Annotated in this window: 2 protein-coding genes; both read right to left on the bottom strand. The window is 74.8% G+C overall.

Annotated elements, in window-relative coordinates; all coding sequences use genetic code 11:
- A partial coding sequence (locus ACIOFR_RS41380; protein ID WP_401005879.1) for a type I polyketide synthase occupies positions 1-4,153 on the bottom strand: 4,153 nt, incomplete at its 3' end.
- Positions 4,154-4,222: 69 nt separating this feature from the next.
- A partial coding sequence (locus tag ACIOFR_RS41375; RefSeq protein WP_401005877.1) for a type I polyketide synthase occupies positions 4,223-9,751 on the bottom strand: 5,529 nt, incomplete at its 5' end.

The following is a 9,751-nucleotide window of genomic DNA, read 5'->3' as shown; positions in this document are numbered from 1 at the left end:
GGTGACGGGCGACCAGACCGCCCAGCATGCCCGAGGCGCCGGTGACCAGCACCGTGCCCGCAGCACCGAACACCGGCGCCGCGTCGACGGCCGCCAACGCCCGGGTCAGACGCGGCACCTGCACGGCACCGGCGCGGAAGACGAGTTCGGGCTCGTCGGTCGCCAGGGCGCCCGCGATCAGACCGGCGTTCTCCGAACCGTCGACGTCCAGCAGCACGACGCGCCCGGGATTCTCGGACTGCGCGGAGCGCACCAGGCCCCAGACCGGCGCGTGCACCAGGTCCTCGACGTCGGCACCGACGGCGCCACGCGTCACCAGGACGAGCCGCGAGTCGGCGAACCGGTCGTCGGCCAGCCACTCCTGCACCACACCCAGCACCCCGTGCAGCGCGACCCGGGCAGCCGACGGCACGTCCTCGGCCTCAGCAACCGGCTCCAACGTCAGGAACACCGCGTCCGGGACGGCCGCGCCGCCCTCGACCGCCACGCCCAGCGCCGCCAGGTCCGGATACGGCTGAGCACCGAAGCCCTCGCCACCGAGCACGGCCCAGCGGCCCGCCGAGGCGGCGGCCGACACCGGCAGCGACGTCCACTCCACCCGGAACAGCGAATCCGGGTGACCGCCGCTCGAACCGCGCACCTGCTCCTCGGACACCTCGCGCAGCACCAGCGACTCGACCTCGGCCACGGCCTGGCCGGTCTCGTCGGCGAGCGCGAGTGAGATCGCGTCCGGGCCGGTACGCGACAGGCGGGCGCGCAGCACGCCGGCCCCGGAGGCGAACAGGGTCACCCCGTTCCAGGAGAACGGCAGGCGCCCTCGCCCGGTGTCGTCGAGCAGGTCGCCGATACCGACCGCGTGCAGCGCGGCGTCGAGCAGCGCGGGGTGCAGGCCGAAGGATGCCGCGGTGCCCTTGGCGTCCTCGGGCAGTCGGATCTCGGCGTAGGTGTCGCCGTCGTGGCGCCACGCGGCGCGCAGGCCCCGGAACACCGGCCCGTAGCCGAACCCGGCCGCGGCCAGCCGCTCGTAGAGATCGTCGACCGCCACCGGGACGGCACCGCTCGGCGGCCACTCCACCAGGTCGAACGAGGGCACGGCAGCCGAGCTGCTGGGCGCCAGCGAACCGGTGGCGTGCCGCGTCCACGGCTCGTCCGCCGCCGCATCCTCCGGACGCGAGTGCAGAGCGAGCGTACGACGGCCCGCCTCGTCCACGCTCGCCAACGCCAGCCGCAGCTGCACGCCGCCCTGCTCCGGCAGCACCAGCGGCGCGGCGAGGGTCAGCTCCTCCAGCACCCCGCAACCGACCTGGTCACCGGCCCGGATCGCCAACTCCACGAACGCCGTACCCGGCAACAGGGCCGAACCCATCACGGCGTGGTCGGCGAGCCACGGGTGCGACTGCACCGACAGCCGGCTGGTGAGGACGAGGCCGTCCGACTCCGGGAGGTCCGCACTCGCGCTCAGCAGCGGGTGATCCGCCCGCGCGAGGCCGAACGACGCCGCATCACCGAGCGAGGTACCGCCTTCGAGCCAGTAGCGCTGGCGCTGGAAGGCGTAGGTCGGCAGGTCGACACGGCGGGCACCGGTACCGGCGAACACCGCCTGCCAGTCGACCGTCAGGCCGCGGACGTGGGCCTGGGCGACAGCGGCGGCGAGCGTACGGGCCTCCGGGCGACCTGCCCGCAGGACCGGGACGAACGCGGCCTCGGCGGCACCGTCCTGGCCCATCGCGGACAGCACACCGTCCGGACCCAGCTCGACGAAGGTACGGACGCCGTCGAAGGCCAGGGTCTGCACGGCGTCGGCGAAGCGAACGGCCTCGCGGACGTGCCGCACCCAGTACTCGGGGTCCGTCAGCTCGGCCGACACCGGGGTGCCGGTGAGGGTCGAGACGATCGGGATCCGCGGCGCCGAGAAGGTCAACTGCCGCGCCACCGAACGGAACTCGTCCAGCATTCCGTCCATCAGCGGCGAGTGGAACGCGTGGCTGACCGTGAGCCGCTTGGACTTGCGGTCCCCCAGCTGCTCCACGACCGCCAGCACGGCGTCCTCGACGCCCGAAATCACCACGGACGAAGGACCGTTGACGGCGGCGATCCCGACACCGTCGGTCAGCAGTGGCACAACCTCCGCCTCGGTCGCCTGCACGGCGACCATCGCACCGCCACGCGGCAGCGCCTGCATCAGCCGACCACGCGCCGCCACCAGCGTGGCGGCATCCGCCAGCGACAGCACACCCGCCACATGCGCGGCCGCCAGCTCACCGATCGAGTGACCCGCCAGCACGTCGGGGGTCACACCCCAAGACTCCAGCAGCCGGAACAGCGCCACCTCCAACGCGAACAGCGCCGGCTGCGTGAACGCCGTCTCGTTCACCAACTCCGCATCCGCGACAGCATCGCGCAACGGACGGTCCAGGTGACCGTCAAGCTCCGCGCACACCGCGTCGAACGCGTCCGCGAACACCGGATACGCCGCGTACAACTCCGCACCCATGCCGGCCCGCTGGCTGCCCTGACCGGTGAACAGGAACGCCGTACGCCCCTCCACCACCCCGGAACCCGACAACGCGGACAGCCCCGCCAGCAGCTCCGCACGGTCCCCCGCGGCGAACCCGGCCCGGTGCTCGAACGCGGCCCGGCTCGTCGCCAGCGAGAAACCCACATCCAGCAGACCCAGCGACTCGTCACCCTCGACCAGCGCCGCCAGCTCCGCAGCCTGCGCCGCCAGCGCCTCCCCACTCTTCGCCGAGAGCACCACCGGCACCACCGGAAGCACCACCGCCTCCGCGGCCGGCACCTCCTCCTCCACAGCCGGGGCCTGCTCCAGGATCGTGTGAACGTTCGTCCCGCTCACGCCGAAGGCCGACACGCCCACGCGGCGTGGTTCGCCGGTCTCCGGCCAGGTGCGGGCCTCGGTGAGCAGCTCGACCGCACCCTGGGACCACTCCACGTGCGGCGAGGGCTCGTCGACGTGGAGGGTCTTGGGCAGCACGCCGTGCTGCATCGCCAGCACCATCTTCATGATGCCCGCGACGCCGGCGGCGGCCTGGGTGTGGCCGAGGTTGGACTTGAGCGAGCCGAGCCACAGCGGCCGGTCGTCGGTGTGTGCCTGGCCGTAGGTGGCGAGCAGGGCCTGCGCCTCGATCGGGTCGCCGAGGGTGGTGCCGGTGCCGTGTGCCTCGACGGCGTCGATCTGGGCGGGGGTGAGCCGGGCGTTCTCCAGCGCCTGCTTGATCACGCGCTGCTGCGAGGGACCGTTCGGCGCCGTCAGGCCGTTGGACGCACCGTCCTGGTTGACGGCACTGCCGCGCACCACCGCGAGCACCGGGTGCCCGTTGCGCCGCGCGTCCGAGAGCCGCTCGACCAACAGCATGCCGACGCCCTCGGACCAGCCGGTACCGTCCGCCGCCGCGGCGAACGCCTTGCACCGGCCGTCCGAGGCCAGGCCGTGCTGGCGGCTGAACTCCACGAACACGTCGGGCGTGGCGAGGACGGTCACGCCGCCCGCGAGGGCGAGCGAGCACTCGCCGTTGCGAAGCGCCTGGACGGCGAGGTGGAGGGCGACCAGTGAGGAGGAGCAGGCCGTGTCGACGGTGACCGCCGGGCCTTCGAAGCCGAAGGTGTAGGAGAGGCGGCCGGACACCACGGCCGCCGCGTTCCCGGTGAGGAGGTAGCCCTCGACGCCTTCCGGCAGTTCGTCCGCGATGACGCTGTACCCCGAGGTGGAGGCGCCCACGAAGACGCCGGCCTGGCTGCCGAGGAGCGTGGTCGGGTCGATGCCCGCCCGTTCGAAGACCTCCCAGGAGGTCTCCAGCAGCAGGCGCTGCTGCGGGTCCATGGCCAGCGCCTCGCGCGGGCTGATCTCGAAGAACGCCGGGTCGAACTCGGCGGCTTCGTGCAGGAATCCGCCGCCGCGGGCGTAGAACGTGCCCTGGCGGTCCGGGTCGGCGTCGTACAGGTCGGAGAGCTTCCAGCCACGGTCGGTGGGGAACTCGGAGATGGCGTCGCCGGCGTCGGCGACGAGCCGCCACAGGGCCTCCGGCGACTCCACGCCCCCGGGGAACCGGCAGCTCATCCCGACGATCGCGATCGGCTCCTTGGAGGCCGCGATCAGCTGCTGGTTCTGTCGGCGCAGGCGCTCGGCCTCCTTGATGGAGGCCCGCAGCGCTGCAACGATCTTTTCGTTGGGCGTGGTCATCATGAGCTCCGCACTTCGGACGTGTCAGGTTTCGTTGCTGTCGAGGGCAATGTCGATGAGGCTCGCCACGTCCATCGTGTCGATCAGGTCCAACTCATCGTCGCTGCTTGGGATCTGGCCGTCCGCACCGGAGCCGGCGAGCCGGAGCAGGGTGTCCAGCAGTCCGGCCTCGCGGAAGCGGGCGAACGGGGTGGCGGCGAGCGCCTCCCGCAGTCGCGCCTCCTCCGGGTCCACGGCGGCCTCCCGGGCGCCGTCCGGGAAGAGGCTGTCCCGCACGTGCTCGGCCAGGGCGGTGGGCGTCGGGTAGTCGAAGACCACGCTCGCCGGCAGCCGCAGTCCGGCGGCCCGGGTGAGCCGGTCCCGCAGTTCGACCGCGGTCAGCGAGTCGAAGCCGAGCGCCCGGAAGGCGCGGCCGGGTTCCACGGCTCGGGCGTCCGGGTAGCCGAGCACCTCGGCGACCTCGGCGCGCACCAGGTCCAGGACGGCACGGTCCCGGTCGGCGGCGGGGAGGCCTGCCAGCCGGGCCGCCGGGCCGTCCGCGGTCCGGTCGGCGGTGCCGGCGGATGCGGCCCGCTCGGCCGCGAGGACCGCCCTGACCTCGGCGAGTTCAGCGATCAGCGGGCGCGGGCGGGCGGCCGTGAAGGAGGCCGCGAAGCGCTCCCAGTCGACGTCCGCGACGACACCGGTCGGCTCGTCGGCGGCCAGGGCGCGCCGCAGGCCGAGCAGGGCGGTGTCGGGTGCCATCACCGGCAGCCCGAGGCGGTGCAGGTGGTCCTCGGCGTCCGCGCCGGCGGCCATGCCGGCCTCCGCCCACGGGCCCCACGCCACCGAGGTGCCGGCCAGGCCGCGCGACCGGCGGTCCTCCACCAGGGCGTCGAGGTAGGCGTTGGCAGCGGCGTAGCCGCCCTGACCGCCGCTGCCCCAGACCCCGGCGATGGAGGAGAAGGTGACGAAGGCGTCGAGGTCGCGGTCGCCGAGCAGGGTGTCCAGGTGTTGGGCGCCGGCCGCCTTGGCGGCGAGCACGGTGGCGAGCGTGCCGGGGCCGCTCTCGGCGAGCGGCCCATCGGTGACCACGCCCGCGGCGTGCACGACGGCGGTCAGCGGCAGGTCGTCGGGGACGGTGGCGAGCAGCCCGGCGAGGGCGTCGCGGTCGGCGGCGTCGCAGGCCGCGACGGTCACCCGGGTGCCGAGCGCTTCGAGTTCGGCGGCCAGTTCGGCGGCACCGGGGGTGTCCGGGCCACGGCGGCCGGTGAGCAGCAGGTGCTCGGCGCCGTCGGCGGCGAGCAGGCGGGCCACCCGGGAGCCGAGGGCGCCCGTTCCGCCGGTGACCAGAACGGTGCCGCGCGGACGCCAGGCCGTGGCCGGGTCCGCGGCCGGTGCGGTGGCCCGCTCCAGTCGGCGGACGTGGAGCCCGGTGGCCCGTACGGCCAGTTGGTCCTCGCCGCCGGCACCGCCGAGGGCGGCGGCGAGCAGCGGGCCGGTGTGCGCGTCGAGGTGCCCCGGCAGGTCGACGAGGCCGCCCCAGCGGTCGGGGTGCTCCAGGGACGCCACCCGGCCGAGTCCCCAGACCTGGGCCTGCTGCGGCGCGGTGAGCGGGTCGGCGGGCCCGGTGGTGACGGCGCCCTCGGTGGCGCACCAGAGCGGGGCGTCGAGTCCGGCGTCGCCGTGGGCCTGGAGGAGCAGCAGGGTGGCGGCCAGTCCCGCGGGCAGCGCCGGGTGGGCGGGGTGCGGGGCCGGGTCGAGGGCGAGCAGGGAGAGTACGCCGGTCGGCGGGCCCGCCTGGGCCGCTTCGCGCAGCCGTGCGGTGAGCGCGGCGCGGTCGTCCCCACCGGTGGGCCAGGTGACCACCCGGACCTCGGCGCCCTCGCGGGTGAGCGCGGCGGCGACCTCGGCGGTGCGGTCGGTCGTCTCGGCACCGGTCGTCTCGGCGCCGGCGGTCTCGGCGCCGGCGGTCTCGGCGCCGGTCGTCCCGGCAGTGGCGGGGGCGATCAGCAGCCAGCTGCCGGTGACCGGGACGGACGGCGCGGGGGCCGGGCGCCAGACGACCCGGTAGCGCCAGCCGTCCACGGTGGACTGCTCGCGGTTGCGGCGGCGCCAGGCGGCGATGGCGGGCAGGGCGGAGCCGAGCGGCTGTTCGACGTCGAGGCGCAGTTCCCCGGCCAGCGCGGCCAGGTCCTCGCGCTCCACGACCTCCCAGAACCGCGCGTCCACGGCGTCCACCGGATGCGCCGGACCGGCGCTGCCCGTCAGGGCGGCGGGCGTGGGCCAGTAGCGGGTGCGCTGGAAGGCGTAGGTCGGCAGGTCCGTGCGACGGGCGCCGGTTCCTGCGAAGTGGGCCGGCCAGTCGACGGCCGCGCCGCGCGCCTGGGCGGTGGCGAGGGCGGTGGTCAGGGTCCGTGCCTCCGGACGCCCGTGGCGCAGTGCCGGGGCGAAGGCCGCGGACTCGGCTGCGCACTCCCGGCCCATGCCGGACAGCACCCCGTCGGGGCCGAGCTCCAGGTAGGTGGTGACGCCCTGGGCGTCCAGGGTCTGCACGGCGTCGGCGAAGCGGACGGCCTCACGGACGTGCCGCACCCAGTACTCGGGGTCGGTCAGCTCCGCCGACACGAGCGTGCCGGTGAGGGTGGAGACGATCGGGACGCGCGGCACCGAGAAGGTCAACTGCTGCGCGATGGCCCGGAACTCGTCGAGCATGCCGTCCATCAGCGGGGAGTGGAAGGCGTGGCTGACGGTGAGCCGCCTGGTGCGGTGGCCGTCGGCGGCCAGCTTCTCCGCGATCTCCAGGACGACGTCCTCCGCGCCCGAGATCACCACGGACGTCGGGCCGTTGACGGCGGCGATGCCGGCACCGTCGGTGAGCAGCGGCCGCACGTGGGCCTCGGCCGCCTGCACGGCGACCATGGCACCGCCGCGCGGCAGCGCCTGCATCAGACGGCCACGGGCGGCGACCAGCGTCGCGGCGTCGGTGAGCGAGAGGACGCCGGCGACATGGGCGGCGGCGAGTTCGCCGACGGAGTGCCCGGCGAGGGCGTCGGGACGCAGACCCCAGGACTCCAGCAGGCGGAACAGGGCGACCTCGACGGCGAACAGGGCGGGCTGGGTGTAGCCGGTCTCGTCGATCAGCGTCTCGTCGGCGATCGCCTCGCGCAGCGGACGGTCCAGGTGACCGTCCAGCTCCGCGCAGACCGCGTCGAGCGCCTCGGCGAACACCGGGTACGTCTCGTACAACTCAGCTCCCATGCCCCGCCGCTGACTGCCCTGGCCGGTGAAGAGGAAGGCGAGTTTGCCGCCTGTGGCCGAGCCCCGGACCACAGTCGCATCGGGGGCGTCCGCGGCCAACCCCTGTAGACCCCGCATCAACCCCTGCTCGTCGGCGGCGACCACGACCGCCCGGTGCTCCATCGCGGACCGGCCGGTGGCCAGCGAGTACGCGAGGTCGCGCGGCTCGGCGCCGAGGGCGACCGTGCGGAGCAGGCGTTCGGCCTGGGCCCGCAGGCCGTCCTCGGTCCGGGCCGAGAGAGGCACCGGCCAGACCGGCCGGGCGACCGGCGCGTCCTGCTCCGGGATCCGGTCCCGGTCCCGCTGCCCGGTCAGGTCCTGCTGCCCGTCCTGCTGGTGCTGTTCCCGGGCCTGCTGTTGGGCCTGCTCCAGAACGACGTGCGCGTTCGTGCCGCTCATGCCGAAGGAGGAGACACCGGCCCGCCGGGGGTGGCCGGTCACCGGCCAGTCCGTGTTCCGCGTCAGCAGTTCCACGGCGCCGGCCGACCAGTCCACCTCGGCGGACGGTGCGTCGAGGTGCAGGCTGCGCGGCAGCACGCCGTGCCGCATCGCGAGCACCATCTTGATGACGCCCGCCACGCCGGCGGCGGCCTGGGTGTGGCCGATGTTCGACTTGACGGAGCCCAGCCGGAGCGGCTGTCCGGCCGGGCGGCCCTGGCCGTAGGTGGCGAGCAGGGCCTGCGCCTCGATCGGGTCGCCCAGCGAGGTGCCGGTGCCGTGCGCCTCGACGGCGTCCACCTGGTCCGCCGTCAGGCGGGCGGCGTCCAGCGCCTGGCGGATGACGCGCTGCTGCGAGGGGCCGTTGGGCGCGGTCAGGCCGTTGGAGGCGCCGTCCTGGTTGACGGCGGTGCCGCGGACGACCGCCAGCACCTGGTGACCGTTGCGCTCGGCGTCGGAGAGCCGCTCGACCAGCAGCAGGCCCACGCCCTCGCCCCAGGCGGTACCGTCCGCGCCGTCGGCGAACGCCTTGCAACGACTGTCGGCGGCGAGGCCGCCCTGCCTGCTGAACTCGACGAAGGCGCCCGGCGTGGACATCACGGTGACGCCTCCGGCCAGGGCGAGTGAGCACTCGCCGCCGCGCAGCGCCTGGACGGCCATGTGCAGCGCGACCAGCGAGGAGGAGCAGGCGGTGTCGACCGTGACGGCCGGGCCTTCGAGCCCGAAGGTGTACGACAGCCGTCCCGAGACGACGCTCGCCGCCGTGCCGGTGGCGAGGTGGCTCTCCAGGTCGTCGGCGGAGTTCGCGGCGAGCATCAGGTAGTCCTGGCCGTTGGTGCCGACGAAGACACCGGTCCGGCTGCCACGGAGCGTCGCCGGGTCGATGCCGGCCCGCTCGAACGCCTCCCAGGAGGTCTCCAGCAGCAGCCGCTGCTGCGGGTCCATGGCCAGCGCCTCGCGCGGCGAGATCCCGAAGAACACCGGGTCGAACTCGCCCACGCCGGCGAGGAATCCGCCCTCGTGGGAGCTGGAGCGGCCCGGTCCGTCACCGTGCAGAGCGGCCAGGTCCCAGCCGCGGTCGGTGGGGAAGCCGGCGATGGCGTCGCCACCGTCGAGCAGGAGCCGCCACAGGTCCTCCGGAGTGTCGACCCCGCCGGGGAAACGGCAGCTCATCGCGACGATGGCGATCGGCTCGTCGGTGGTGGCGGAAGCGGCGGAGCCGGGGCCGGCCGCCGCGGAGTCCGGGTGCGTCGCGACGGCGGAGTGGCCGAAGAACTCGGTGCCGAGGTGGGCGGCCAGCGCGGTGACGGTCGGGTAGTCGAAGACCAGGGTGGAGGGCAGGCTCAGCCCGGTGACGGTGTTGAGGCGGTTGCGCAGCTCCACGGCCGTCAGCGAGTCGAAGCCCAGCTCGCGGAAGGCCCGGCCCTCGTCCACCGCCTGCGGCTCCGCGTAGCCGAGCACGCCGGCCACCTCGGTGCGCACCAGCTCGACCAGCAGGCCGGACCGCTCCTCCGCAGCTAGCCCGGTCAGACGCTGGGCCAGCGGCCCGGAACGGCCCGGCTCGTCGGCGGCCTCGCCGGACGCGTCCGGCCCGGACGTCAGGGCCCGGCGTGCCTCGGGGATCTCGGTGAACAGCGGGATCGGCTCCGCGACGCCGCCGAGCAGACGGTCCCAGGCGATGTCGGCGACGGCGACGCTGGTGTCACCGTTCTCCAGGGCGTGCTGGAGCGCCGTCATCGCGAGTCCCGGATCCATGGCGGGCATGCCGCCGCGCCGCAGCCGCTCCGCGAGACCCGCGTCCGTGGCCATCCCACCCTCGGCCCACGGACCCCACGC

The sequence above is a fragment of the Kitasatospora sp. NPDC088346 genome, assembly GCF_044740765.1.
In the GTDB taxonomy this organism is placed as follows: Bacteria; Actinomycetota; Actinomycetes; order Streptomycetales; family Streptomycetaceae; genus Kitasatospora.
Note: the sequence above shows the minus strand (reverse complement) of the source record. Positions and strands in the feature narration are given on the sequence as shown.